Source organism: Hydrogenovibrio kuenenii DSM 12350 (assembly GCF_000526715.1).
Lineage (GTDB): Bacteria > Pseudomonadota > Gammaproteobacteria > Thiomicrospirales > Thiomicrospiraceae > Hydrogenovibrio > Hydrogenovibrio kuenenii.
The window spans coordinates 1598133-1623572 of record NZ_JAGP01000001.1; the positions used below are offsets into that span (position 1 = coordinate 1598133).

Consider the following 25440-nt stretch of genomic DNA (forward strand, 5'->3'; position numbering starts at 1 on the left):
CGCCAAATTAGGCGGGGATATTCTCGACTAGGTATTTTAGTCGATTAACATTATTAGCAACTCAAAGTACTTAACCAACCCATACACCAAAATGCATTCGATACATGAGTAACGTGTGTAAGAAACCAACCTAGCAGCGAGCTTTACTCTACAGGTTGTGCATCTTCAACAAACATGTGTTTACGGTAATGCTTCAACTCATCGATAGACTCGTAAATATCATCTAACGCTAAATGTGCACCTTTCTTTTTATGAGAAGAATACACTTTCGGCACCCATCGTCTCGCCAACTCCTTCAGAGTAGAAACATCTAAATTACGATAATGAAAAAACGCTTCCAATAATGGCATTTGCTCAATCATAAAGCGACGATCCTGACAAATACTATTACCACACATTGGTGACTTTCCTTTAGGAAGCCAGTCTTTCAGAAAATCCAATGTCATCTGTTCTGCTTGCGCCATAGAAATTGTACTTTCTTGCACACGCTTGGTTAAGCCTGAATTACCGTGATGAGTTGTACACCATTCATCCATGCCATCTAAATAACGCTGTTCTGTTTGAATAGCAATCACAGGCCCTTCAGCCAACACATTTAATTCTGCATCCGTCACAACCGATGCTATTTCCAAAATTTGGTCTGTCTTGTGATCTAGACCTGTCATTTCTAAATCTACCCATATCAGGTTATTTTCAGACTTCATGTTCTACCATCCATTTTCTGGCTTCATCTTGTTTGAGGTAATTTTTCCACTCAAACCCGGCTTTTACTCTAAAATAATGTGAAATATTAAACGCTCTTGTGCTTTCTCTCAAGAAACCATTTGGTTTTATTTCAAATAGAATTTTTACCAAATTAAGTTTTGTTACTTGAAAAACCCTTATTTAAGCACTACACAAAAAAGAACATTTGCTAACAACAACCATTTTCTTAAAACCTCAAATTATAAAAAACACACATTATGACAACCTGGATTACAATCGCTTTTCTCGCCACCTTAGCCACCAATTTTTTGATTGAGCTATGGCTAAATATCAAAAACCAATTCCACATTTCTGCCCATAGCGACACAGTTCCTCAAGAATTCAATGAAGTTGTTAACCTAAAAGCCCACCAAAAAGCTGCGCGCTACTCTAGAGCAAAACTACAACTCAGCCGCTTTATTCTCTTCTTCGATGCCGCAGTACTGTTATTTATGACATTAGGTGGTGGCTTCCAAGAAATATACAACTACTGGCTTAATACCGAGCTAACGCCCATTTGGCGAGACACAGCTTTCTTACTTTCTACTTTTTGGTTTTTATCACTACTTCATTTACCTTTCAGCTGGATTTCTACTTTCAAAATAGAGCAAGAATTCGGTTTTAATAAAATGACACCAATCAAATTCGTTAGCGACTTACTAAAGCAATGGGTATTAATGCTGGCACTAGGCATTCCACTTATCTGGATTGTATTAACAGTAATGACCGCTTACTTTGATGAAGCTTGGTGGCTGTATACTTGGGTCATCTGGATGCTGTTCAACCTAACATTAATGTGGGCCTACCCAAAATGGATTGCGCCTATTTTTAACAAATTCACACCGCTAGAAGAAGGTGAAATGAAACAGCGTATTGAAGCCTTGTTACAAAAAACCGGCTTTGAATCCAATGGCATCTTCGTGATGGACGGTTCTTCCCGTTCCGGCCACGGTAATGCTTATTTCACTGGGTTTGGTAAAAACAAACGTATTGTTTTCTTTGATACACTCTTAGAAAAACTATCCCCTGAGGAAGTCGAAGCTGTACTTGCGCACGAGCTAGGTCATTTCAAACACGGCCATATTAAAAAAATGATGGCAGAGTCTTTCATTTTGAGTCTGGCTGGACTCGCATTATTAGGTTGGCTGGCACACCTACCTGCATTTTATAGCGGACTAGGCATGACATCACAAACCCCTGCTGCAGCGTTATTGCTATTTGCAACTGTTGTGCCGACTCTATTTTTCTTCTTAGGCCCTATCAGTGCTATTCGAAGCAGAAAAAATGAATTTGAAGCTGATGCCTTTGCCGCACAATATGTTGGTGCCGAGCATCTTATTTCTGCACTACTAAAAATGTATCGTGACAACGCCAGTAGCTTAACACCTGACCCAAGTTTTTCGGCTTATCACGACAGCCATCCGCCGGCTAAAATCCGTATTGACCATTTAAAATCACTACTAAAATAAATTTAGGACAGGAAAACGAAATGCAAAACGATACTCCACTAAAAGATCAATCATGTGAATCTATTGCACCTGGAAGCAAAGCAATGATTATCCCGACTATTGAAGGCCTTGTAGCACAAATGGATGGTTGGGAAGTACCCTTAAACTACATCACACTAGAAAAAACGTTTAAGTTCAAAAACTATCACCAAACTGTTTCATTTGTAAACGCCGTCTCATGGATAGCTCATAAAGAAGACCACCACCCAGAAGTCTGCTTTGGTTACAATGAATGTAAAATCGTACTTACCACTCATAGCGTAAAAGGGCTGACACAAAACGACTTTATCGTTGCAGCCAAAATTGACGCACTACTGGATTAAACCACTTGTCAAAACGTAAACTGACCAAACAACAACAAAAACGCGTCAATGAAAAACGCATTGACTCGCCTAATGAAAAAGCATCACCAAGTGAAGAAAAGAATTTACTTGGTGCACCTGAACAAGGTCTGGTCATTACAAACTTTGGCAAACGTATTCTTGTTGAAAGCACTGAAGGCAAGCTGATTAAGTGTGCAGTTCGCCAACATCTCGGTAAACCCGTTGCGGGAGATATCGTTACTTGGCAAACCGATATTGAAGACAATACAGGTGTTGTCACCTCCGTTGCGCCTCGCAAACAAGAGTTGAGTCGTCCGGGGTTTAGGGGACAAACAAGAATGGTGGCAGCAAACATAGACCTTCTTGTTATTGTTGCTCCAATCACACCGGGCATTCATCCCGACATGATAGACCGCTATCTCGTCGTTGCCCATCAGTTGCAATTACCTACTATTCTGGTTATCAATAAAACCGATCTTATTCAATCTGATGAGCAATGGGAGTTGATTGCAGAAGCACTTATTCCCTATGACGAGTTAGACATTGAAATCTACCCTACTTCCAGTGAATCACAGGACGGACTAGACGATTTACGAGAAGCGTTAACCGCAAAAAACAGTGTTTTTGTCGGTCCTTCTGGTGCAGGCAAGTCTTCTCTGATTAAGGCATTAATTCCAGATATTGAGATTAAAATCAACACTCTATCGGAATCAACCGGACTAGGTAAACACACCACAACCAATAGCATCCTTTACCACCTACCTCAAACAGATGATACTCAAAATGCAGGGAATATTATCGACTCACCTGGCGTTAGACTCTTTAGCCCTGCGCCTTGCGATTTACACGAACTTGAGCAAGCCTACCCTGATTTCGAACCATTTTTAGGCCAATGCAAATTCAGTAACTGCACACATCAAAGCGAACCTCAATGTGCGATTCGCGATGCTGTTGAAAAAGGCGAGATTCATTACAGTCGATACCACAGTTTTGAGCGTTTACTGGAAGAATTCTCAAACACCGATAAAGTCCATTAAAGACACCCTCAAAAGGTTTTATAGCCTTAAAAGTTATTTAAATTAGCGACCAATATAGAAACACCGTAAAAGGCTGCCACAAGGCCTAAAACCCCTAAAAACCAGGAAATAAGCACCCATCCGAAGCGAACATCTTTTCCCTGCATTTTAAAAACCACCCAGGTTATTAATGACAAAACCAACGTTAGTACTAAAAACCTAAAAACCATCATCTTGCCTCCCCTTTACTTATGGGTATAATCAAGCTTTTCATAATATTCTTTCTTACTAATAAATACACAAAGAATATACTTTTTAACTTAAAAGGACTTTTAGCATGATCCAAAAAGGCGAATATACTTGGCTCAAAGGCGGGCTTGCCCTAGCGCTTGTTGCCGCAATTGCGACCATATTGGTCAAACCAATCGGCGTTTCGACTCAATTCGTAGTAACAGACACCATTATTTGGAAAACACTTGATAGTAATGTTGTTCAAGTAACCGAAAAAGACGGTAAAAAAGTATATTCTAGTCCCAATGATTATATTAACAAGGCTAGAGCAAGCTATGCACATAGTGCAAGCAACCCTATTAACTATAGCTATGTTTTCGTCCTATCAATGATGCTGGGCGCAATGCTTTCATCCATGTTCGGCGGCCCTAAGGCTTCTGCAGAGGAAAAGCAAGTGCCTGAGGCTTTCCGTAGACGCTACGGTTTCAACCCTAAAAAACGTTATTTCTTTGCTTTTCTTGGCGGTATCTTCACCCTATTTGGTGCACGCTTAGCAGGTGGTTGTACTTCTGGTCATATGATTAGTGGAATGCTACAAACAGCTGTCAGTGGCTACGTATTCGCATTCGGTGTTTTCTTGGTTGCCATTCCAACAGCACTTTTGGTTTATGGCATTAAACGCAAGCAAGCATAATAAGGAGAAAACATGGAAATTGTACTAGCGATTATTTTAGGTGGTGCCTTTGGTATGGTGTTACAACGTATCGGAGCAACAAACCCTAACCACATTATTGACATGTTGAAGTTAACTGACCTTAAACTTGCCAAAACTATTTTAATGGCAATTGGTGTATCTTCAATTGTAGTCTTTATCTTCAATTCTTTTGCACCAGAAAGCGTTCACTTTAGTGTGAAAGCAGCCTATTTAGGCGTACTTATTGGTGGCATGATTTTTGGTATTGGGTTTGCCGTTGGTGGTTTATGCCCTGGAACATCCCTAGCCTCAGCTGCAGAAGGTCGTAAAGATGCTATATTCTTTGTATTAGGTGGTTTAGTTGGATCATGGTTATTTGCTATCGCCTATGAACATCTAAAAACATCTGCGCTATACACCACAAGTTTGGGTGGAAAATCTACCTTGGCAGAAGGTGTTTACAGACATGGTCATGAGTACAGCTCAATTATCGGATTTGTGTCAGGAACCGTTACCGCAGTCATCATAGGAATTATAATGATTGTTCTCGCTTCTAAATTGCCTCAAGCTATTAGAAAAGAAGACTAAAAGCACATCCCTTCGAGCTCATATCTTTTATATGAGCTCGCAACTATATACATCAAAAAGACCCTCACCATAGCTTACACAACGCTTTTTTCAAGATTACTTAATACTTCAAGCTTGACTAAAATTAGCATTTCGTATGTAATGGCGCTCAGGGTTTGACCCGAATATTTTATTAGTGCTTTAGGAGAGTACAATTATGAAAAAACTATTAGTTGCTTTAGCTACTACTGGTGTAGTATTTTTCGGTGCCACTGCACAAGCTGCAGGTAACGCTTCAGCTGGTCAAGGTACTTTCGGAACTTGTGCTGGTTGTCACGGTGCTGACGCTCACGGTGGTGTTGGTCCAAAACTAGCTGGTTTGAAAGCTGGTGAAATCGTTAAATTGCTTCACAAATACAAGTCTGGTGAGCAAATGGGTCCTATGACTTCTATGATGGCTCCTATGGCTGCAGGTCTTTCTGACGCAGACATCGAAAACGTAGCTGCTTACATCGCAACTCTAAAATAATTTTTAGGTTGAGATGCTACGAAAAAGCCGCTTTTTAGCGGCTTTTTTGTTATCTCCCTCATACACTCTCATAACAAACAGGAGTTTTCCAATGCTTCAAAAGCTTGCACACCCTGTTACCTCTTATAGCTTAGTTGCTGTTCAATTTGCCTGCATAGCAGTTCTATTATGGTTTGAACCATGGCTTAACTTTACTACTTGGCTTATACCGCAACTCTTGGGCATTACACTGGGTCTTTGGGCTGTCGCCACCATGCATCTCGGGCATTTCAACATTGTTCCAGATCCTATGCCAGACTCCAAACTTGTTACAACCGGCCCTTATCGTTGGATTCGACATCCAATGTACTCCTCGCTTCTCTTATTTTTCCTACCCACTTTAGTGCACAGTGAATCTCCGTTTATTTGGGTTTGCTATGGCATTTTGGTTATTGATCTAATTGTTAAACTTCAGTACGAAGAAAAGCTTTTAAACAAAGCATTTCACGATTATCACCTCTACCAGTCACGTACCAAAAGACTCATTCCATACCTTTTCTGAGTCTATTAATTCTTTACTTGTCATCAATTGCTAGTCTTTCAAAAAACCTATAAACATGAGAAAATAGCCGCTTTATTTTTGTAGCATTTAAACCCACACAACAGAGAGACAACTGCAATGAGCAAACCCATTTTATTTAGTGGAATTCAGCCTTCTGGCGACTTAATGATCGGTAATTACATCGGTTCCATTAAAAACTGGGTAAAAATGCAGGACGACTACAACTGCCTTTTCTCTCTGGTTAACATGCACGCCATTACGGTTGAACAAGATCCTGCTGCGTTGGCAAAACGTACGCTAGACTTTGTTGCGCTTTACTTAGCTTCCGGTATTGATCCCAATAAAAGCACTGTTTTCATCCAATCACATGTTCCAGAACATGCCGAACTTGCCTGGGTACTTAACTGCTCAACCTATATGGGTGAATTGAACCGTATGACACAGTTCAAAGACAAGTCTCAAAAACATGCGCAAAATATCAATGTAGGATTGTTTGACTACCCTGTCTTAATGGCTGCGGATATCCTGCTTTATCAAGCTGAGATGGTTCCTGTTGGCGCAGATCAAAAACAACACCTAGAGCTGACGCGTGATTTGGCAGTACGCTATAACAACCGTTTTGACAAAGAAATCTTTAAAGTCCCTGAGCCTTTCATTCCACCAACAACTTCCGGTGGACGCATTATGAGCTTACAAGACCCGACATCCAAAATGTCTAAGTCAGATGAAAACAAAAACAACTTTATTGCTTTGTTGGATGACTCGAAAACTATTATTAAGAAGTTCAAAAAAGCGCAAACAGACTCAGGAACAGAAATTACCTACGATGTTGAAAATAAACCTGGTGTTTCAAACCTGCTTACTATCTACTCCGTTATCAGTGACAAGTCGATTGATGAAGTTGTAAAACACTTTGACGGCAAAATGTACGGCCACCTAAAAGTGGAACTAGGTGAGCTAGTTGCCGAATATCTAAAGCCTATCCAAGATGAGTTCTATCATCTTCGCAACCATGAAGATGAATTAAGAAACATTCTGAAAAAAGGTGCAGAGCAAGCTCGTGAGCAAGCGCAAGCGACGCTAAAAGATGTACATGAAGCAATCGGCTTCGTACTTCCATAAGTTTTTATCTCAGTCAATTGATAGCAAACAAAATCTACCAGGCTGGGGTAATGGCTATACACAGTAACAGGAGTCAATAATGGGCTGGTCTTCATGGGCATTAGATCATCTGGGCTTGGTTGCTGGCGGTAGCCTTGCTATCAGCCTAGCTCTACACTTTGTTATTGTTTGGGCATTCAAACGCTCTGGCGTGAAACAGACTGTAGACAAATAAAAAAAGCGGGCAATGCCCGCTTTTTTTGTACCAACAAAACACTGCTCTAATGCAGCATTCTCTTATTTACCAAGTGATACATGGTAATGAGGATCTTCCGAAACATTCACTTCAACCAAATCCTTCGCATCCGATAACAGCTCCTGACATTCAGGACTCAAGTGTCTTAACACTATCTTCTTATCTAGAGCTTTATAGCGCTTAGTCAACGTATCTATAGCTTCAACACCTGTATGGTCGTATACACGTGAGTGTTGGAAATCAATTATCACGCATTCCGGATCATTCTTTAAATCAAACATATCCAGGAAGTTCTGAGCTGATGCAAAAAACAATGGTCCATTCACTTTATAAACTTTTGCAGTCTTACCATCCTTCTCAACAGTAGAAGTCTCAAGCAATACTCTTTGCGCATGCTGCCAAGCAAATACCAATGCAGAGACGATCACACCCGCAATAACCGCAACAGCTAAATCAAAGATAACGGTTAGTGCAGTTACCAAGACCATAATGAAAGCATCTGTTTTCGTCATGCCACGCATGATATTCCAGCTAGACCAGTTAAAGGTCGCTATAACTACAAAGAACATCAAACCAACCAAGGCACCAATCGGTACATCCTCAATCAACGGGGAGGCAATCAAGACGATAGTTAATAAGCCTACTGCCGCAGAGATACCGGATAAACGCCCTATTCCGCCTGAATTGACGTTAATCATAGATTGACCAATCAATGCACAGCCACCCATGGTTCCAAACGCACCGGCGGTACAATTCGCCGCACCAAGCGCAATACATTCTTTATTGCCTTTGCCACGTGTTTGGGTAATATCGTCAATCAACGTCATGGTCAACAAAGATTCGGTAGTTCCGACAATGGTTAAGATAATGGCGTAAGGCAAAATAATCCAAAGCGTATGAAAGCTAAAGAAATCTGCTGGCAATAACCCCCACCAGCTTGCCCCTTGGAAACCACCTTCTAAACCATCACCAAAAATGAGTGATTCTATCGTGCCGTGAACTGATGCACGATCCCCTACTGTCACAGCATGAATATCAAATATCATGACCACAGCGGAGACTAAGATAATCGCTGCAAGTGCCGATGGAACCGCTTTAGTGAATCGAGGCAAAATATAAATAATCGCCATGGTTGCAGCAATAATACCAATCATCGCGTACAGAGCATCTCCAGCCAACCAGCTTCCAGATGCATCTTTAAATTGGGTAAACTGCGCCATTAAAATGATCAGAGCAAGACCATTAACGAAACCAAGCATGACGGGACTAGGTACCATACGAATAAATCGCCCCCACTTCATCGCTCCGATAAATATCTGGAACATCCCCATCAGTATGACGGCGGCAAATAAATAATGCACCCCATGCTCCATCACCAAATGCATCATCACCACAGCTAAAGAGCCCGCTGCAGCAGAGATCATACCTGGTCGACCACCGAACATAGAGGTAATAAACCCTACAATAATCGCAGCAAATAAACCCACCAGTGGGTGAACACCCGCGACAAAAGAAAAAGCAACGGCCTCTGGCACCAATGCCAAAGAAACCGTGATACCCGATAAGGTATCAGCTTTATATTTACGCCAGTCAAATCCAGTTGCTGGAGAAGAGTCCATGAAGTTCATCCTTTATTTAAATCTTGATTTTGTAAATTTTATGGCTGCAAATTCTAACAGAAAGCGTTTAGACTAGCTAATCAAGAAGCTGATTAGCTCAATTGCTTGTAGTGGTTACACTCAATCCCTAAATAGGATGTAGATAAAATATGGAACATATTAATGAAATTATGATGGGTGTTTTTGTATTGCTCATCGCCGCACACTTTGGCTTACATTTTTACCTTAAAGCGGTTAAAAAAAGACAAGACAAACAACGAGCACAAAAAAAGAAAGATGCCGCGGAAACAGCTGCACAAGAAAACGAAGATGACCAAGCAAAAAATTAAGTACCCAGCCTGGCAGATTTTCAATATTCTAAATGCCAAATAAAAAAGGCAAACCGAAGTTTGCCTTTTTAACTAAACGAAGTTCTGCGCTTACAAATAAGAACAGCAGTAATCCGCAACTGTTTTGATTTTAATACCAAACTTTGAGTTTGCAGGAACTTCAAAAGTCTCTCCTGCAGAAACTGCTTTCCACTCAGTTTCACCCGGCAATAACACTTCAACTTCACCTGCCAACATTTCCATAACTTCAGCGGCTTCTGTACCAAACTCATAATCACCCGGCATCATAATACCTAGTGTTTTGTGGCTTCCATCAGGAAACAATACTGTGCGGCTGGTGACTTTACCGTCATAATAAATATTTGCTGCTTTTACCACAGTGACATTTTCAAACTGACTCATGATACTTCCTTAATACGATTACTTGAATTGCCGCGAATTATAGCCGAATCAGGAATCTCCAGCCATAAAGATTTCCCGCAGAAACAAAAACAACGAAACGATTAGGCACAACATTGCCAGAACGAACAAAATGGCAATCAGCAGACCACCACTAAACGAGAACATGGTGTTGAGAAACATCACCATAATCACCAACGCCACCAAAAGCCCTGTCAGAGTACAAAACAGAATGGCAAGATTGACATTACGGGCACGGTGACGTAAATTTTGCTGCTTTCCCCTGACATCTTCCGAGCGTCGATCGATAGGACTTTCCGATCGGTGTGTTGCCAGAAAATTTTCCAGCGCTTCGACTTTATCCTTGATTCGATTCAATCGATTGACCAATACACCCAGCAAACCGCTGACCCCAGCCAGTAAAAACACCGGTGCGACAGAAAGTTGTATGAAGTGCGAGACCGTGTTGACCGAATCGCCGGATGCTAATTGCTGAATCATACTAGCTGCTCCTGTCTAGCTGATTATTGTCTGTCGTGATCTTCACCTATAAATTCGATCTGGTAACCATCCGGATCTTCAATAAAAGCGATAATCGTTGTACCTGCATTCATTGGCCCCGCTTCACGAAGCACTTTACCACCTGCTGCCTTAACTGCTTCTGTCGTTTTGTAGACATCCGGCACCTCAATTGCAATATGCCCATAACCCGAGCCTAAGTCATAAGACTCAACACCCCAATTATAGGTTAACTCTAACACGGTGTTTTCATCTTCATTACCGTAGCCTAAAAATGCCAAAGTAAACTCACCAGCAGGATAATCCTTTTGGCGTAACAATTTCATTCCTAACACTTGCGTATAAAAATCGATCGATTTCTGTAGGTTTCCTACTCGTAGCATCGTATGTAAAAGTCTCATCATTTACTCCTTGTTATTTAAGTCATTCGTGATTAGATTGTACCCACTTTTGTGCAATAAAAAGTGCAAAAACAATTGCAATCGCACTGATACCAAATGCCAACATTGCTCCACCACCTTGCCAAGCATAACCTGCTACCAACATACCCAAGCCACCACCAAAACCATGGCTTGCTGAAGCATAAATGGCCTGCCCTCTACCTTGATTGACTCCATGAAAATGCTCATCAATTAAATGGATCGCTGCCGCATGAAATAATCCATAACTGGCGGCATGAAAAACTTGCGCAAGAACCAACAAACTAAGCCAATCCGCAACCCAGGGAATCATCAACCAACGCAACAATGTCAAAACCAAACTCAATAATAATAACAACTTCACACTAAAAGAGCGAAACAACCACGGCATAAAAAAGAACACAAAAATCTCTGCTATAACGCCAATTGACCAAAGCCAGGCAATGGCTGTTTGGTCATAGCCATGTGCTTTAAGGAAAATACTGTAAAAACTGTAATAGGCACCATGTGAAAACTGAACCAACACACTTACCAGTAACAAACTGATTACCCAAGGACGACGTACAATCGATAGAAAACTTAACGGACTAGCATTATTTACAGACACATCCTGTTGTTGCGTGACGACATCCTTTACCCAAAACATCGTAAAGAACACCACCATCGAAATTATCCATAATATATACGGATAAATTTGATAAGCATCATCCCCTGAAACCTGAAGTTGCCAACCAACACCCAACACTGCAGCGATAAATCCAATTGATCCCCAAAGCCTAATCTGACCATATCGCTCTTTAAAGCCAGCTAAAGTCAGAAATGTGTAAGACTCAAATAGAGGCAGCGCAGCATGAAAGAAAAAACTAAAAAAGAAGACCGTAAGCAATAAACCGGAAAAGCTATTCCAAAAGATAAATCCCGTTGCTGAAACCAAGGTTAAAAACCCCATCCAGCGCAGCCAATAAACCGTTTTACCCGTTTTATCTGCCAACCAACCAAGTAAATTTGGCGCCACTATTTTGGTACCGACAAAGACAGCCATCAACTGGCCGATCTGAATGGCACCCATCCCTAAAGACTGGTAATAAAGGCTAATATAAGGAATGACTGCACCAAACAAGGTGAAGTAAAAAAAATAGAATCCTGAAAGTTTTGGGTAAGCTTGTCGGTATGCGACTTGAGGCATAATTTTGGCCTGATAAAGTTAAAGATTAGGCACTAAATATATGGTGTTCGAGCCGCATAGTCTTAATTCACCTTGCCGACTCGATAAACACTACGCTTGGATATATGCTTAGATGATTAAGACTGTCCAGCCTTAGCTAAATCCATAATTGGTGGCACCACATCACCATTTTGCGCACGGTTACGCATAAAGTGATCCATCAGCACCAACGCTATTTTTGCTTCTGCAATCGGTGTAGCACGGATACCCACACAAGGGTCATGACGACCTTTCGTCACCATTTCTGTTGCTTCACCATCTCGGTTAATGCTCTTGCCTGGCGTCATAATGCTTGAAGTTGGCTTTAGAGCAATATGCGCAACGATGTCTTGCCCTGTAGAAATTCCGCCTAAAATCCCGCCAGAATGATTCGCCAAAAACCCTTCTGGAGACATTTCATCACGATGTTCGGTTCCACGTTGTGCGGCTACGGCAAAACCGTCACCAATTTCCACACCTTTTACCGCATTGATACTCATTAAGGCATGTGCCAAATCCGCATCCAAACGATCAAACACAGGCTCACCAAGTCCAACAGGAACATTCTTCGCAACGATTGTGATTTTGGCGCCAACCGAATCTTTTTGTTTCAGAAGGTTATCCATATACTCACGAATTTCTTCGCGTTTTTCTGGGCTTGGGCAAAAATATTCATTGTCGTTATCAAATGGCCAGGTGACACCTTCAACAGTAATTGGACCTAGCTGAGACAAATACCCTTTGATTTCGATTCCTAAACGTTCTTTCAGATACTTTTTTGCAATTGCTCCTGCGGCAACGCGCATAGCGGTTTCACGAGCAGAAGAACGGCCACCGCCACGATAATCACGAATGCCGTATTTTTGAGTATAGGTATAGTCAGCATGAGATGGACGGAATGTTTCCGCGACTTTCGCATAATCTTTCGAACGCTGATCGGTATTGTGAATAATCAAACCAATTGGCGTACCCGTAGTTTTGCCTTCAAAAACGCCAGATAAAATTTGTACCTTGTCATCTTCACGTCGTGCCGTTGCATGCTTTGAAGTACCCGGTTTACGGCGATCCAACTCTACCTGAATATCTTCTTCCGATAACGCCATACCAGGAGGACAACCATCGATAATCGCACCCAATGCGATACCATGACTTTCTCCAAAAGTGGTGACACGAAAATTCTGCCCTAAAGTGTTTCCCGACATACTGCTTCTCAAAATTCTATTGTAAATTCCGCCCATTATACTAGAGCGCTTCACTGTGCGCGACTTGAAATTCCTATAGTGTGGTTGTTAGAATGAAAATAAGATTTCATTCTTTAAACTATAAAAATCAAAAGGAAACCCATGTCTTGTACGACAGACAAACTGTCTAAAAATACGCACTCATACCTGCATAATACACTTTTAACCCTCACGCTCTGCTCTCTATTTTCCCCTTCAATATCAAATGCTTCGACCAATTTATCGGGTGGTGTCTGGTTTAACTACAACCAAAACTTAACCTCAGGCGCTCAAAACTCAAATGGCGGAAATATTGGCGACGAAGCCCTTGTACTTTATGCTGACGGTAAAGCTAAACCTGGTGAAGGCAACTGGTCATACTCTGCGGAATGGCGCATGGGACCAGGGAGTTTTACTGACCCAAAGCATAACTCTACCGGCGACCAATCCACTCTTCATAAAGCCTGGATTGGGTTCAATTTAAACAAAAACAACATATTACGCATCGGTAAAAGTCAGGTTCCTTTTGGTTGGAAAACTTATAACTTCTGGCCAGGCGATATGCTGCTGGGCGCTTACGGTGATGAGATGGATGTAGGTGCAAAACTCAGCGGCACTAAGAGTAAATGGCATTACGATGTGGCCTACTTCCATCAAGATGATTGGGGTAGCACCAGCACCGATACCACAGATGACAATGGTCATTGGGGGTCAACTGCTGGTGGCGCATCACAATACCGCAAAGTACAAACTTTTGTTGGAAACGCCGGTTATGAGTTTCTACCTGGGCAAACCTTCGGTGTTTCACTACAAAGCGGTAAGCTACAAGACTTACTAGCAACCAATAAACCGCTGAGTGGCGATCACTATGCTGGCGTGGTGTACTATAAGGGTAAATTTGACAAGGCCTTTGTCAATGCGCAAATTCTAGACACTCACAGAAACCTACCAACAGGATTTGCCACAACAAATGGATTGGAAAGAAAAACCGCAACCAACCGTTATGCATTGGAGTTAGGTCAAAGCCATAACAAGTGGACTTATTATATTGATGCTAACTGGGCTAAAAGTAAAACCAGCGGTGTCAATCACGACATGGTCGCTGCGTATGCACCTGGTATTAAATACAAATACGGCCCAGGTTGGATCTATGCCGAATACCTAACACAAAATGGTTATATCACTATGAACGGTGATGTACGTAAAGGCGATTTCTCCGCTGTTTACTTAACCATGGACTATTACTTCTGATTTTCCCATAAGCTCTATCGTCGACACTGACACACGTTTTAAACCAGTACTTCAGTGTTCGACCACCTCAGGAAAGTTTTTACTATGACGTAACGAAGATATTTAAAATTTAAACAATTAAAGGTTCTACTATGCAGAAACCCGATACGCCAGAAACGGCCAAACTCAACCCGCCGGTATTTTTTACCTCGGCCGGTCTTATCATCGCTTTGTTGATTTTTGCAGTCATCAGTCCACAAACGGCAGACTCATCATTCAAAGCTCTTCAAAACGCTATCGTCGACAACTTCAGCTGGTTTTATGTACTTGCGGTCGCCATCATGCTAATCACCGTACTCTTTCTCGGTCTATCCCGATATGGTGACATCAAGCTCGGTCCAGACCATGCCACTCCGGATTATTCAAAACTTACCTGGTTTTCCATGTTGTTTTCCGCCGGGATGGGGATTGGGCTAATGTTTTTCGGCGTGGCCGAACCGGTCATGCATTATGTAAACCCACCTACAGGTGATCCTGAAACTATCGCTGCAGCAAAAGAAGCAATGAACATTACCTTCTTCCACTGGGGCTTACATGCCTGGGGGATTTATGCCATTGTCGCATTGATTCTGGCTTTCTTCAGTTATCGCCACGGCTTGCCATTAACTTTGCGCTCGGCACTCTACCCGATTATTGGTGAACGCATCTATGGCCCTATCGGTCACGCGGTCGATGTTTTCGCGGTAATTGGTACCGTATTTGGGGTCGCCACCTCTTTGGGTTATGGTGTATTACAGGTCAATTCAGGACTTAATTACATGTTTGGCACCCCTGTCGGTGTCACCACACAGATCGTACTGATTATCTTTGTCAGTGCATTGGCTGTCATCTCTGTCACAACTGGGCTAGATAAAGGGATTCGTCGCCTTTCAGAGCTCAATATGGGGCTAGCGATTATCCTATTATTACTTGTCTTGGCATTAGGACCAACCGTTTATCTACTGCAAGACTTCGTGCAAAATGTCGGGGCATACGCTTCTGGTCTTGTACAAAAAACCTTTAACCTCTATGCCTACAAAAAGACTGACTGGATAGGCGGTTGGACAATTTTCTACTGGGGTTGGTGGATTGCCTGGGCACCTTTTGTTGGGCTATTTATTGCACGTATTTCACGTGGTAGAACTATCCGTGACTTTACAATGGGGGTTTTATTAGTTCCTGCTGGGTTCACACTGATGTGGATGAGCTTCTTTGGTAACTCTGCCTTGCATATGATTATCAACGAACACATGACCAGCCTGACACAGGCCGTTTCTAATGATGCTTCTACTGCGTTATTTGCCTTCTTGCAGCACTTCCCAATGAGTGGTTTGCTGTCAATTCTTGCCATGGTGATGGTGGTAATCTTCTTCGTTACCTCAGCAGACTCAGGTGCTATGGTGGTTGATATGCTTTGTTCAAACGGTAACAACAACACACCATTATGGCAACGTGTTTTCTGGGCAAGTGGTGTTGGTGTCGTTGCAGCCGTCCTATTGCTTGCTGGAGGCTTAAAGGCACTACAAACCATGACCATTGCCAGCGCTTTACCTTTTTCCATGATACTCCTCGTTGCAACCTATGGTTTAATCAAAGCACTCCGTGTCGATTTGGTTAAACGTGATAGCCTACAAATCAATGTTGCGCCTACCCCTCCTGCCATCAACAACACTGGCTGGAAAGACAGGCTGAACAATATTGTGGATTACCCAAGTGAAAATGTGGTTAACCGCTTTATCGAAAAAACGGCTAAACCCGCTTTTGACGAAGTGTGCGAGGAATTGCAAAACCACAATTTGCAAACACATGTGGAAGAAATCGACAATGAGCGTATTCGATTGGTGGTCGAGCATGGTGAAGAGATTGATTTCATGTACGAAATCCGTAATCGTTCTCATGTGAAACCGGAATTCATCAACCCTGAAGAATCAACCGATGAAGTTGGTGAAGAAATGCGCTACCACCGTGCTGAGGTGCATCTAACTGAAGGTGGTCAAGATTATGATGTTATGGGATGGTCTAAAGAGGCTCTAATCCATGATATTATCGACCACTACCACAAACACATGCACTTCCTGCATGTATTAAGATAGGCGCTTTAAAACATGACTGAAAAGTTACCAAGCTGGTCGTTCCCAACGCCTTTTATCCTTGAACACAAGGTTAAGGCAGAAGAAATTGACTTCCTAGACCATGTAAACAATAAGGTTTACCTGGGGTGGATGGAACACATCGCTTGGCAGCACAGTCTATCCGTCGGGATCGACTATGCAAAACAACAGGAAGAAAACAAAATCATGGTGGTACGCCAACATGAACTCAACTACCTACGCGCTTGCGTGTTAGGAGATGAGTTACTGATTGGTACTTGGCTTGGTGAGCGCATTGGCTGCTGCCAACGAAAACGTCACTATGAAATCTTCCGAAAATCGGATGGTAAAAAAGTCTTTGATGGCCATACCATCTGGATTTGCATGGATATGAAAACACAGCGAGCCTGTAAAATCCCAGACGCTTTTATCAAAGCCTATCAATAATAAAATCTGCCAGGCTGGGGTAAGCTTATCCTACCCCAGCCTGGCAGATTTTCCATCAAACTCAATCAACCTTATTTGTGATGTGGATGTTCCACAGCACGAATCAACTTATTGACAATACGTCTAACCATTGGCGCCACAAACAGCACAATCGGAAATGCGATCACAAAAGCTGTCCACCAAGCATGAAACCAAATCATGACAAAGTTTTCCGGCAAACCGACATTCATATAGCTGATAACGGCTGACATCAAAAACGACATAAAAAGCGCCATAAAGAATGCAAACAAAATATTTTGGTGTCTTGGATGAAACATAAAATTCCTTACTTAAAAATTAAACAACCAATGATTCTGGCTTCGCTTAAGGCGAAGGAATGGTGTATTGTGCATGAATACGCTCAATTTGGAAGAGTACTTCTTCATCCAGATTTACATTAATCGAATCAATATTCTCTTTAAGCTGTTCCATCGTTGTTGCACCAATAATATTCGCCGAAACGAAAGGACGAGAGTTTACAAATGCCAATGCCAATTGCGTCGGTGTCAGTCCATTGCCTTTCGCCAACGCCGTATAAAGTTCCGTTGCTTTGACCGCATTGTTACTCAAATAACGGTCATAGCTGGGAAACAACGTCAGACGAGCATTTTCAGGTCTTTGATTATTTAAATACTTACCGGAAAGCGCACCGAATCCCAAAGGTGAATACGCCAATAAACCCACTCCTTCATGACGAGAAACTTCAGACAAACCAACTTCATAAGAACGGTTCAACAGACTGTATGGATTCTGAATCGTTACGATTTTTTGCAAGCCTTTTGCTTCTGCAATTTGCAGAAACTTCATTGCACCCCAAGCCGTTTCGTTGGATAAACCAATTTGACGTATTTTGCCTTGCCTGACAAACTCTGTCAGCACTTCCAAAGTCTCTTCAAAATCGGTTAAATCATTCGGCTCTTGTTGCCACTCATAACCCAATTTACCGAAGTAGTTGGTGGGTCTTTCTGGCCAATGCAACTGATACAAATCCAAATAATCCGTTTGTAAACGTTTTAAAGATGCTTCCAATGCTTGCGTGATTTGTTCACGATTGAAACGCCCTTTACCATCTCGGATATGAGATGCTGGCCCCATAGGCCCTGCAATTTTTGATGCTAGAACAACATCCGACCGACGACCATTTTTAGCAAACCAGTTGCCTATCATCGTTTCGGTTGCACCATAGGTTTCAGCACGCGGAGGTACGGAATACAACTCTGCGGTATCCCAAAAGTTCACCCCCTGTTCCAAAGCATAATCCATTTGCTTAAAGGCTTCGTCTTGAGTGTTCTGTTCACCCCAAGTCATGGTCCCCAAACAAATGCGACTAACTTGAATATCTGAATTTCCTAGATTGTTATAAATCATATACATTCCTTTTAAATACTGACTTTAAACCGTTATAAGGGTTCATCAACAACATTTTTTAATTCTGTTTGCTTCCACTTTCTCAATTGGCTATGAATATAAATAATCAACCCGAAAAAGACTGCTGAAATACCCCCTAAAATTAATAGGGTTCCATTTTCGTCAGGTATTGTATCCAGCAAAATCAGCTTTCGAATCACAACCACAAAAGCAATTTCTAGAAACGTGAGTGCATACTCAAAACTGCTTTTAATAAACATTGCCTTTACAATCGCCAGCACGATTAGGGTAAACAACGCATCCGTCAGCAGGATTTTCATTGAAGGGAAGTTTAGTGCGCCTTGATGCATCAAAAACTCGAATAACTTATTCGAAATACTGAACAAACATGCGGCCAAATAAACAACCATGAAGATAACCAAAATAACTCTCAACAGTTTCACAGAACTAATGAGCTTTTCTTCCAAAACCGAGTCAATGAAATACGCGATTTTTTTAGAAAGATTATCGGGAGCGGACATAAAACATCACACCTTTAGAATAAGTGAAAAAAATTAATAACACATGTAATCAAGCTACACCCAGCCTGGTAGATTTTTGATATTTATTGGTAGGTTTGCCCTACTCTATATTTAGAAAATTTTGCTAGTCTTTAGGCAGTGATTTCAGCCCCATTTTGAAATGACTAAATGCCTGTTGCAATACTCTAGGAGGCACTGCAAGATTCATACGCATAAAGCAACTACCTGCATTGGGTCTGTTGCTTTTTACATCAAAAGACTCGCCATCATTCAAGCCAAGCTTGGCTTCATTGACAACCCAATCTTTTAAAGTTTCGTGCTTGGTACACATGGTAGAAAAATCCAACCAAACCAAATAAGAAGCTTCTGGTCGCATCACTTTTACTTGCGGAAAATGCGTTTGGAAAAAGGCTTCTGTTTTGTCGATATTCTGCTGCAAAAACTGGTTGAGTTCCTGCACATATCGCCTGCCTTTTTCACTATAGGCAATCTTAATCGCCACAGCGGCAAACAGATTCAATTCTTTGATACTAACTGACTGCGCCACTTTTAAATAAGCTGCTTTCAGCTTAGCATTGGCAATAATAGCATAACCTATTTGCAAGCCGCCAAGATTAAAGATTTTGCCCGGAGAACTGAGCGTGATAGTGAGTTGTTTAATCTCATCAGATAACGATGCTAATGGAATATGTCTGCCAACAAACACCATGTCGGAATGAATTTCATCCGACACAATAACCACTTGATGTTCAATACAAATCTTCGCTAACTTTTCAAGTTCGTCTTGCTGCCAAACTCGGCCAGAAGGGTTGTGGGGATGACAAAACAAAATCAACTTTACTTTGTTTTCGACAATCTTTTTTTGTAGCGCTTCAAAGTCGATTTCATAACGCCCAGCCTCTAAAACCAGAGGCGCTGTCACCAGTTTTCGGTCATTGATTTCGGGTGCTGTCAAAAATGGTGGATAAACTGGCGGCATAACCAATACAGCTTCTTTTGGCTTTGTAAAAGCTTGCACCGCCATAAAGAAACCATTGGCAACATTATGGGTAAATAGGATATGCTCTGGCTTCACCTCATAGTCATGATAGGCTTGCCAGTCGATAATACATTTATACACCGAATCCGACATATGGGTATAACCCAAGATAGGGTGCTCCAAACGTGTTTTAATGGCTTGCATGATAAAGTCAGGTGTGGGCAGATCCATATCTGCAACCCACATAGGTAAAACATCATCACGTCCAAACAAGGTTTTGCGCAATTCGTATTTCTCTGCGTCTGACCCTTCCCTAGGGAACACTCGGTTAAAATCTGCCATACATTGCTCGCTTTAAAATCTTCCTGATAATTTAACGTTTCTTCCACAAAGTCACTTGGGACAAGGTGTGTTGAAATTTTCGTTGCGTTTCACGAATTACAAATGGTACATCGAAAGGTTCACGAATCAATTCAAATTCTGCATCAAGCAAAGCTGTGATACCTTCCAGCGTGGTGACGTTTTCACCTGTCTGATCATCCTTGTAACCACCCAACCAATTGGCTTTTTCAGTAAAGTCTTCTAGCCAAGTATAAGGCGATGCCAACATTAATAAACCGCCTTCATTTAAGCGGTGTGACAAATCCTTCAAAAACTTGGCTGGATCATACAAGCGGTCAATTAGGTTGACCGCTACTATCATGTCATAACCAGTAAAAATTGGTTTCAAGTTGCTGGCATCTTGCTGCAAAAACTCACAACGATGTGCAACATCTGCCAGACCATACTCCGCAAGTGTTCTTTCTTTAAAATCGACAATCTCACCTTCTATTGGCAAGGTATAGAGAACTGAACCAGAAGTTTTTAACTGATTCGCTACCTGAATAAACCTTGCTGAGAAATCAAGCCCCATGACTTTTTCAAAGCCGAGCGCTAACTCGAAGCTTGAACGTCCTACCGAACACCCAACTTCCAATACGGATAAGTCATCTCGTCCGGCAAAGTCCTTATCCGCACGGATGGCTTCTATGGCAATACGCGCATAGTGCTGAGCAAAGTTTTCAACATCGAAATAACTTTCTCCATAATGAAACTCACAGTACTGTGCCACTGCGGCATCGGTTTCATAAGTTGAAAACTGTGTTTGAACTTCATTTTCTGACTCAATATAACGAAAACCTGCATGCTGGAAAAAATGACGACGAAACGCATAACGTGAATATCCGTTAATTTCATTTCCGGTCGAAATCCAACATCCTCCACTAAAAATATTGTGCTGGTTATCAAAAGTCGGCGTGGTGAAATCATCGTATATAGGATGAACTTTAAACCCTTCAAATGGATAAATCGGGGTTTGTGTCCATTGCCAGACATTACCGATCACATCAAAAAAATCACCGGTTTCATTCCAAGTCACAGGGGTTGAAGAAGCAAAACGTTCTAAATTAATATTTGCCTGTCCAGGATTTTTCTCATGATGTTTTAACGCTTGGGTATGGTCTCTTAAACGCAAATACTCATCTTCACTCGGCAAACGAATTGGCTTACCTGTTTCGTGGCTTTTCCAACGACAAAATGCACTGGCTTCGAGGTGATTTACTTCTACTGGCCAATCCCAAGGCATCGGTATTTCATCTGTCATACAGCGCAACCACCAGTCACTTCCCTTTTTCACCCAAAAAGTTGGATGCTTATCTGGTGTAAATTGACGCCAGCGATTGCCTTCTTCATCCCAATAGGCTGGGTTTTCATAACCACCCGCTTCAATAAACGCTAAATACTCTTTGTTCGTACACAAAAATGCCGCCGCTTTAAACGCTGCCACTTCTGCTTTGTGGTAACCATATTCGTTGTCCCAGCCATAAAACTCGGCTGGATCTTGGTGATCTATCACCACTTCACCTGCAGGCACGGAAAAAAGAACATTTTCTGGCGCATCATCACTTTCAGTGCAAACAGGAAATAAGGGATGTGGCTTAACTTGATCTATTGGCAGTTGACGAATCAATACAGACGAGGTTTCCAAGTGAATACGTTCATGTTCGATTCCCATCATGACTGGCCACATTGGGCTTTGCCAATCAATCGGAATATGAAAATCCATCGTATCAATCAGCTGGTTAACCGATTCTCGAACCTGGTCTCGATATTCGCGCACTTCTGCAACACTTGGCCAATCATAATGGGCATCATCCAAATCATCCCAAGACATTTCATCCACGCCAATCGCGCACATGGATTCGATTTTGGCGTTAATGCGCTGAGGTAGAAGCTTTGCCAAAACCAATTTATTGGTAAAAAAAGTCGCTGTATGACCAAAATAAAAAATCAAAGGATGACGCAAAGAGCACGGTCTTAAATAAAACGCATCGTCCGAAACCAACGTTTCAAACAGCGTCTCATACAAACTGTAGGTTTGATTAAAGTAAGCTTTGATTTCAGCACGCTTAACTTCTACTTCACCAGTATTTAACACAATGTTATGTGACACGATACTTTCTAACCCTTGCATTACTTCCCTCTTTCTCAATCTACATATTTTAAGTAGTCGACACTAAATATATTATCTCAGCTACATGGACAAAGACACGCCTGTCACAGTTTCTTGTTGCAGCTCAGGGTGGCAGGTTGTTAAGCGAATCGGCGCTATCCCACCTTTTTCAACCAACCAATCTTTGACCAATCTTTGTCTGGCTTTTGCCAAATCATATAACCGTTGTTTCAATACAGCTTGTTGTTCTTCATCTAACGGTGCTGTCTGTTTATCTTCGACTTTTTCTTCAGCCGATTGAATGGCTTTAGTTAGGCTATCTATATCCTGTTGAGTGTAATAACCACACACCTTTAAGCTAATCTGTGGTTTTTGTTTTAACAATTTACCCATTTTATCTAGGTACTCTGGCATTCCCGGTGACAATTCATTTTTACCTGAGACAAAAGCAACCGATTGGAATTGAATTTGATTAATCTTGTCATAGGCATAACTTGTTACCATCGCAATCGCACCATAGGGTTGCAGTGCCAATGTAAGCGCTAATTTGGTTCCACCCGTCAATGCATTTTTCAAAGCAGCATTCACAGCACTTGATGCATCAAATCCAGGGTCGGCTAAGTTACCTTCAACAGGTAAGTTGAGGTCTATGTTGTCATGACTGTCTCTCAGCATATCCAAACCAAATTTCAATGCTGAAGCACTCATCAAACCTGATGCTGTGCTGCTCGTTTCTGTAACAACATTTTGTTTTGGTTTTTCTCTGTCATTCGCTTCCATCTCAAAGCCAATCAATACCACGTGGTTTTTAGAGGTAAGCATGTCATCTTTCACTTTGACATCTGACGTTAAGTTTAACGAACCACTTTGAATTCGATAGCCCATATCTCGTCTAATAAGCGGTGAAAAAGAATACAAATCCATATCATCGATTTGTGTCTTAGCTTCTATATTCACCTTAGGAGTGAGTGGTTTCACCTTGCCTTCAACAGACAGTTTAGTGTACTTATCGACGGTGGCCTTCAACTTAAACGGCGTAGAATATTTTGGCCGTGCTTCATTAACCTTACCAAACGAAAGCTCTTTGATCAGAATGTTTTTATGCATGCTCGGCTGAGTGGCATGAGTTAATAATTCAATCGTATTTTTACCTGTCAGCTGCAACCCTTCAAAATTCCACTTCAAGTCGTTTTTTGTTGCTGAATGCTTTGGCGCTTTTTTACTAGGCTTAGGTTTTGCCCCACTTGCTTGCGGTTTTGGTAGTGATGCTTTCAAATATTGAACCTGATGTATCTTATGATCTTCATCAAAGTCTAAACTGACATTCATATTATTCAGCGTAACTTTTCCAACTGACAATTGATTTGCATTTGGTGAGTTAAAACGGCTCAACGACAAAGCATTTATAAACACCAGAGGATGTTTCTCTCGCTTAGTTTTTGCCTGATTTAATTGCGCTAAGGTGATTTTGTTTAATTGCAGGTTTTTCAAAGAAACTGCTTGTGGGGAATGGAATCTGAGCTGAGTAGCAAGCGTTTTAAAACTTGCCATTGTCAATTTCTGTTTTGTGTTGGAAAGTATCCAATCAGCCAAATTCAACTGCCCGTTGGTATCAATAACCACAGAGCCTTTACGACTAGCTGCTTTAGATACTTGTGTGTTACCTTTCCATTGCAACTGCTCACCAGATAAAACCAGTGCTTGTTGCATCAACTTCAAACCACTTAGCTGCAATTGACCGTTTACATCAAGCTTGGCAGCCTGTTCATTTGTTGATTGATTCTTCGGTGGCATTAACTGGCTTGCTAACTTGCCCTTCCAAGAAACATTCTTAAGGTTTAATTGTTGGTCTTTTTGTTTCAGATTGGCATTATGGACAGTCAAAGCATCTTCAGAATCAAAAGTAAGACCTTTGTTTTTCAAGGCCATCTGATGCTGACTGTTCAGCGTCACTTCCCCTACTTCTAACTGAAGACCTGCGTTATCTAACGCTGCTTGTTCAACGGTTAAATTCACATTATTTTTTAAAACAACATTACTGGAATGTATCGTAATATCCGACTGCCCATTTAAGGCAGCATTTTGAACTGAAGCTTGAAGTTTTGCAGTTTGTACAGCACCACCCTCCACAGACAAGTTGCTACTTAACTGTGCCTGAATATCGCCAAAATGATTAGATGCCGTCACATCCACCGTACCTTCCACTTTCGCTGCAAGCTGCTTTACTTCAGGCGGCAAAAGTTTTTGATAAGCTTGTAACAACAAATTATCAACGGTAATTTTCCCAATGATTTTTTGCGTATCGGAAAAGGCATTTATCTTTAAATGTCCCTTAAAACCTCCATAAACATTCTTTTCACCCACGGCTACTTTAAACGTGATATCTGCTGGATTGTCTGGCGCCCAGTTTTGTAATCGGTTCAATGCCACTTCGTTAAAACGAATATTCTTATCTATATTAGGCGCAATAACATTCACAACCGAATTTCGTAGCACCAAGCTGTTTAACCCCAGCTTCCAGGTTAAGGGGGCAGATTCTGGAGAATCAGGCTTCTCTGTTTGATTGAGAGGAATGGATATTCCCGCGACATCAATAAATTCGTTTGGTTTGTAATGGATAAAAAGGTGGGTATTAAGCAAAATGACTTTATCAATCACCAAGTGCTTTGCAAATAACGAAGGCCAGTCAAAATCTATAAAAAATTCACCCAGCGTCAGTGGCGCTTTGCCCGCCTTTTTTAAAGTCATGTTTTCAACTTTAAAACGGCCAGTAAACAAATTGAACGAAACATCCTGAATTTGTACAGATTCTAAGCCTTGCTTCAGTAAGGCTTGCTTCATACCCAACTTAATACCGTAGGGCAAAGCCGTTAAAAATATCCCAAATAACAATAGAGATATAAGCAGTATTTTCATTTTTAACGAAAAAGATTGCCAATAAGAATACAAGGATACTAAACGCGATTTTAATGCCACTGCTACACCTGTCTGTATAAGAGACTCATATTTACAAATTT

At 41.5% G+C, this 25440-nt stretch carries 26 protein-coding genes; 13 read left to right on the top strand and 13 right to left on the bottom strand.

What is annotated here, in order from left to right:
• Positions 1 to 143: 143 nt before the first annotated feature.
• Positions 144 to 704 carry an oligoribonuclease gene (gene orn / locus N745_RS0107620; protein ID WP_024851532.1) on the bottom strand — a complete coding sequence of 187 codons (561 nt, stop codon included), beginning with the start codon at positions 702 to 704 and terminating at the stop codon, positions 144 to 146.
• Positions 705 to 962: 258 nt separating this feature from the next.
• On the opposite strand from orn, the gene N745_RS0107625 reads away from it, so the two are divergent.
• The 9 genes from N745_RS0107625 (at position 963) to N745_RS12795 (ending at position 7489) form a co-directional block, all read left to right on the top strand.
• Positions 963 to 2213, top strand: a complete 1251-nt coding sequence (locus N745_RS0107625) for a M48 family metallopeptidase (protein ID WP_024851533.1) — start codon at positions 963 to 965, stop codon at positions 2211 to 2213.
• A gap of 20 nt (positions 2214 to 2233) precedes the next feature.
• Positions 2234 to 2575, top strand: coding sequence for a 4a-hydroxytetrahydrobiopterin dehydratase (locus N745_RS0107630; protein ID WP_024851534.1), 342 nt, complete (start codon positions 2234 to 2236; stop codon positions 2573 to 2575).
• Between the two features lie 5 nt (positions 2576 to 2580).
• The gene (gene rsgA, locus N745_RS0107635) at positions 2581 to 3612 is read left to right on the top strand and encodes a ribosome small subunit-dependent GTPase A (protein WP_024851535.1); all 1032 of its coding nucleotides are present in this window, start codon (positions 2581 to 2583) and stop codon (positions 3610 to 3612) included.
• A 316-nt stretch (positions 3613 to 3928) separates the two neighbouring features.
• Entirely contained in the window at positions 3929 to 4516 is a 588-nt protein-coding gene (locus tag N745_RS0107645) for a YeeE/YedE thiosulfate transporter family protein (protein WP_024851537.1), read from the top strand.
• Positions 4517 to 4528: 12 nt separating this feature from the next.
• Positions 4529 to 5104 (top strand): DUF6691 family protein, encoded by a 576-nt coding sequence (locus N745_RS0107650; protein ID WP_024851538.1) that lies wholly within the window; start codon positions 4529 to 4531, stop codon positions 5102 to 5104.
• Between the two features lie 196 nt (positions 5105 to 5300).
• Positions 5301 to 5612, top strand: coding sequence for a c-type cytochrome (locus N745_RS0107655; RefSeq protein ID WP_024851539.1), 312 nt, complete (start codon positions 5301 to 5303; stop codon positions 5610 to 5612).
• 91 nt (positions 5613 to 5703) lie between these two features.
• Positions 5704 to 6153 (top strand): methyltransferase family protein, encoded by a 450-nt coding sequence (locus tag N745_RS0107660; RefSeq protein WP_024851540.1) that lies wholly within the window; start codon positions 5704 to 5706, stop codon positions 6151 to 6153.
• 117 nt (positions 6154 to 6270) lie between these two features.
• Positions 6271 to 7275 carry a tryptophan--tRNA ligase gene (gene trpS, locus N745_RS0107665; RefSeq protein WP_024851541.1) on the top strand — a complete coding sequence of 335 codons (1005 nt, stop codon included), beginning with the start codon at positions 6271 to 6273 and terminating at the stop codon, positions 7273 to 7275.
• 79 nt (positions 7276 to 7354) lie between these two features.
• Positions 7355 to 7489 (top strand): hypothetical protein, encoded by a 135-nt coding sequence (locus N745_RS12795; protein WP_281171882.1) that lies wholly within the window; start codon positions 7355 to 7357, stop codon positions 7487 to 7489.
• A 62-nt stretch (positions 7490 to 7551) separates the two neighbouring features.
• On the opposite strand, the gene N745_RS0107675 is transcribed toward N745_RS12795, so the two are convergent.
• Positions 7552 to 9129, bottom strand: a complete 1578-nt coding sequence (locus tag N745_RS0107675; protein WP_024851542.1) for a SulP family inorganic anion transporter — start codon at positions 9127 to 9129, stop codon at positions 7552 to 7554.
• Between the two features lie 149 nt (positions 9130 to 9278).
• On the opposite strand from N745_RS0107675, the gene N745_RS0107680 reads away from it, so the two are divergent.
• The gene (locus N745_RS0107680) at positions 9279 to 9458 is read left to right on the top strand and encodes a hypothetical protein (protein WP_024851543.1); all 180 of its coding nucleotides are present in this window, start codon (positions 9279 to 9281) and stop codon (positions 9456 to 9458) included.
• A gap of 90 nt (positions 9459 to 9548) precedes the next feature.
• Here the strand turns inward: N745_RS0107680 and ppnP are convergent, their stop codons facing one another.
• From ppnP to aroC, 5 genes are all read right to left on the bottom strand, one after another.
• Entirely contained in the window at positions 9549 to 9860 is a 312-nt protein-coding gene (gene ppnP, locus N745_RS0107685; protein ID WP_024851544.1) for a pyrimidine/purine nucleoside phosphorylase, read from the bottom strand.
• Between the two features lie 48 nt (positions 9861 to 9908).
• Entirely contained in the window at positions 9909 to 10358 is a 450-nt protein-coding gene (locus tag N745_RS0107690; RefSeq protein WP_024851545.1) for a DUF2721 domain-containing protein, read from the bottom strand.
• A gap of 23 nt (positions 10359 to 10381) precedes the next feature.
• Entirely contained in the window at positions 10382 to 10777 is a 396-nt protein-coding gene (gene gloA, locus N745_RS0107695; protein WP_024851546.1) for a lactoylglutathione lyase, read from the bottom strand.
• 22 nt (positions 10778 to 10799) lie between these two features.
• Positions 10800 to 11981 carry an MFS transporter gene (locus N745_RS0107700; protein WP_024851547.1) on the bottom strand — a complete coding sequence of 394 codons (1182 nt, stop codon included), beginning with the start codon at positions 11979 to 11981 and terminating at the stop codon, positions 10800 to 10802.
• A gap of 116 nt (positions 11982 to 12097) precedes the next feature.
• On the bottom strand, positions 12098 to 13201 hold the full coding sequence (gene aroC / locus N745_RS0107705; protein ID WP_024851548.1) for a chorismate synthase: 1104 nt from the start codon (positions 13199 to 13201) through the stop codon (positions 12098 to 12100).
• A 141-nt stretch (positions 13202 to 13342) separates the two neighbouring features.
• Here aroC and N745_RS0107710 point away from each other — a divergent pair, with 141 nt between their 5' ends.
• From N745_RS0107710 to N745_RS0107720, 3 genes are all read left to right on the top strand, one after another.
• Positions 13343 to 14470 (top strand): porin, encoded by a 1128-nt coding sequence (locus tag N745_RS0107710; protein ID WP_096761359.1) that lies wholly within the window; start codon positions 13343 to 13345, stop codon positions 14468 to 14470.
• A gap of 131 nt (positions 14471 to 14601) precedes the next feature.
• Positions 14602 to 16581, top strand: a complete 1980-nt coding sequence (locus N745_RS0107715; protein ID WP_024851550.1) for a BCCT family transporter — start codon at positions 14602 to 14604, stop codon at positions 16579 to 16581.
• Positions 16582 to 16593: 12 nt separating this feature from the next.
• Positions 16594 to 17025 (top strand): acyl-CoA thioesterase, encoded by a 432-nt coding sequence (locus tag N745_RS0107720; protein ID WP_024851551.1) that lies wholly within the window; start codon positions 16594 to 16596, stop codon positions 17023 to 17025.
• Between the two features lie 71 nt (positions 17026 to 17096).
• Here the strand turns inward: N745_RS0107720 and N745_RS0107725 are convergent, their stop codons facing one another.
• The 6 genes from N745_RS0107725 to N745_RS0107750 all read right to left on the bottom strand — a co-directional run bounded on the left by N745_RS0107725 (position 17097) and on the right by N745_RS0107750 (position 25399).
• Positions 17097 to 17342, bottom strand: coding sequence for a DUF2798 domain-containing protein (locus N745_RS0107725; protein WP_024851552.1), 246 nt, complete (start codon positions 17340 to 17342; stop codon positions 17097 to 17099).
• Positions 17343 to 17388: 46 nt separating this feature from the next.
• Positions 17389 to 18432 carry an NADP(H)-dependent aldo-keto reductase gene (locus N745_RS0107730; protein ID WP_024851553.1) on the bottom strand — a complete coding sequence of 348 codons (1044 nt, stop codon included), beginning with the start codon at positions 18430 to 18432 and terminating at the stop codon, positions 17389 to 17391.
• A 32-nt stretch (positions 18433 to 18464) separates the two neighbouring features.
• Entirely contained in the window at positions 18465 to 18953 is a 489-nt protein-coding gene (locus N745_RS0107735; protein ID WP_024851554.1) for a hypothetical protein, read from the bottom strand.
• Between the two features lie 124 nt (positions 18954 to 19077).
• Complete coding sequence (locus tag N745_RS0107740; RefSeq protein WP_024851555.1) at positions 19078 to 20274, bottom strand: PatB family C-S lyase; 1197 nt, start codon at positions 20272 to 20274, stop codon at positions 19078 to 19080.
• Positions 20275 to 20305: 31 nt separating this feature from the next.
• Positions 20306 to 22444 (bottom strand): 5-histidylcysteine sulfoxide synthase, encoded by a 2139-nt coding sequence (gene ovoA / locus N745_RS0107745; RefSeq protein WP_024851556.1) that lies wholly within the window; start codon positions 22442 to 22444, stop codon positions 20306 to 20308.
• A gap of 60 nt (positions 22445 to 22504) precedes the next feature.
• Positions 22505 to 25399, bottom strand: a complete 2895-nt coding sequence (locus tag N745_RS0107750) for a DUF748 domain-containing protein (RefSeq protein ID WP_024851557.1) — start codon at positions 25397 to 25399, stop codon at positions 22505 to 22507.
• Positions 25400 to 25440: the final 41 nt, after the last annotated feature.

What these genes read in the sequence shown, in the direction of transcription:
- gloA (WP_024851546.1), bottom strand. Translation starts at nt 10,777, where the DNA reads ATGAGACTTTTACATACGATGCTACGAGTAGGAAACCTACAGAAATCG.
- N745_RS0107700 (WP_024851547.1), bottom strand. Translation starts at nt 11,981, where the DNA reads ATGCCTCAAGTCGCATACCGACAAGCTTACCCAAAACTTTCAGGATTC.
- N745_RS0107710 (WP_096761359.1), top strand. Translation starts at nt 13,343, where the DNA reads ATGTCTTGTACGACAGACAAACTGTCTAAAAATACGCACTCATACCTG.
- N745_RS0107625 (WP_024851533.1), top strand. Translation starts at nt 963, where the DNA reads ATGACAACCTGGATTACAATCGCTTTTCTCGCCACCTTAGCCACCAAT.
- N745_RS12795 (WP_281171882.1), top strand. Translation starts at nt 7,355, where the DNA reads ATGGGCTGGTCTTCATGGGCATTAGATCATCTGGGCTTGGTTGCTGGC.
- N745_RS0107740 (WP_024851555.1), bottom strand. Translation starts at nt 20,274, where the DNA reads ATGGCAGATTTTAACCGAGTGTTCCCTAGGGAAGGGTCAGACGCAGAG.
- N745_RS0107715 (WP_024851550.1), top strand. Translation starts at nt 14,602, where the DNA reads ATGCAGAAACCCGATACGCCAGAAACGGCCAAACTCAACCCGCCGGTA.
- orn (WP_024851532.1), bottom strand. Translation starts at nt 704, where the DNA reads ATGAAGTCTGAAAATAACCTGATATGGGTAGATTTAGAAATGACAGGT.
- N745_RS0107720 (WP_024851551.1), top strand. Translation starts at nt 16,594, where the DNA reads ATGACTGAAAAGTTACCAAGCTGGTCGTTCCCAACGCCTTTTATCCTT.
- N745_RS0107675 (WP_024851542.1), bottom strand. Translation starts at nt 9,129, where the DNA reads ATGGACTCTTCTCCAGCAACTGGATTTGACTGGCGTAAATATAAAGCT.
- aroC (WP_024851548.1), bottom strand. Translation starts at nt 13,201, where the DNA reads ATGTCGGGAAACACTTTAGGGCAGAATTTTCGTGTCACCACTTTTGGA.
- ovoA (WP_024851556.1), bottom strand. Translation starts at nt 22,444, where the DNA reads ATGCAAGGGTTAGAAAGTATCGTGTCACATAACATTGTGTTAAATACT.
- N745_RS0107725 (WP_024851552.1), bottom strand. Translation starts at nt 17,342, where the DNA reads ATGTTTCATCCAAGACACCAAAATATTTTGTTTGCATTCTTTATGGCG.
- N745_RS0107650 (WP_024851538.1), top strand. Translation starts at nt 4,529, where the DNA reads ATGGAAATTGTACTAGCGATTATTTTAGGTGGTGCCTTTGGTATGGTG.
- trpS (WP_024851541.1), top strand. Translation starts at nt 6,271, where the DNA reads ATGAGCAAACCCATTTTATTTAGTGGAATTCAGCCTTCTGGCGACTTA.
- ppnP (WP_024851544.1), bottom strand. Translation starts at nt 9,860, where the DNA reads ATGAGTCAGTTTGAAAATGTCACTGTGGTAAAAGCAGCAAATATTTAT.
- N745_RS0107690 (WP_024851545.1), bottom strand. Translation starts at nt 10,358, where the DNA reads ATGATTCAGCAATTAGCATCCGGCGATTCGGTCAACACGGTCTCGCAC.
- N745_RS0107660 (WP_024851540.1), top strand. Translation starts at nt 5,704, where the DNA reads ATGCTTCAAAAGCTTGCACACCCTGTTACCTCTTATAGCTTAGTTGCT.
- N745_RS0107630 (WP_024851534.1), top strand. Translation starts at nt 2,234, where the DNA reads ATGCAAAACGATACTCCACTAAAAGATCAATCATGTGAATCTATTGCA.
- N745_RS0107645 (WP_024851537.1), top strand. Translation starts at nt 3,929, where the DNA reads ATGATCCAAAAAGGCGAATATACTTGGCTCAAAGGCGGGCTTGCCCTA.
- N745_RS0107680 (WP_024851543.1), top strand. Translation starts at nt 9,279, where the DNA reads ATGGAACATATTAATGAAATTATGATGGGTGTTTTTGTATTGCTCATC.
- N745_RS0107655 (WP_024851539.1), top strand. Translation starts at nt 5,301, where the DNA reads ATGAAAAAACTATTAGTTGCTTTAGCTACTACTGGTGTAGTATTTTTC.
- N745_RS0107735 (WP_024851554.1), bottom strand. Translation starts at nt 18,953, where the DNA reads ATGTCCGCTCCCGATAATCTTTCTAAAAAAATCGCGTATTTCATTGAC.
- N745_RS0107730 (WP_024851553.1), bottom strand. Translation starts at nt 18,432, where the DNA reads ATGATTTATAACAATCTAGGAAATTCAGATATTCAAGTTAGTCGCATT.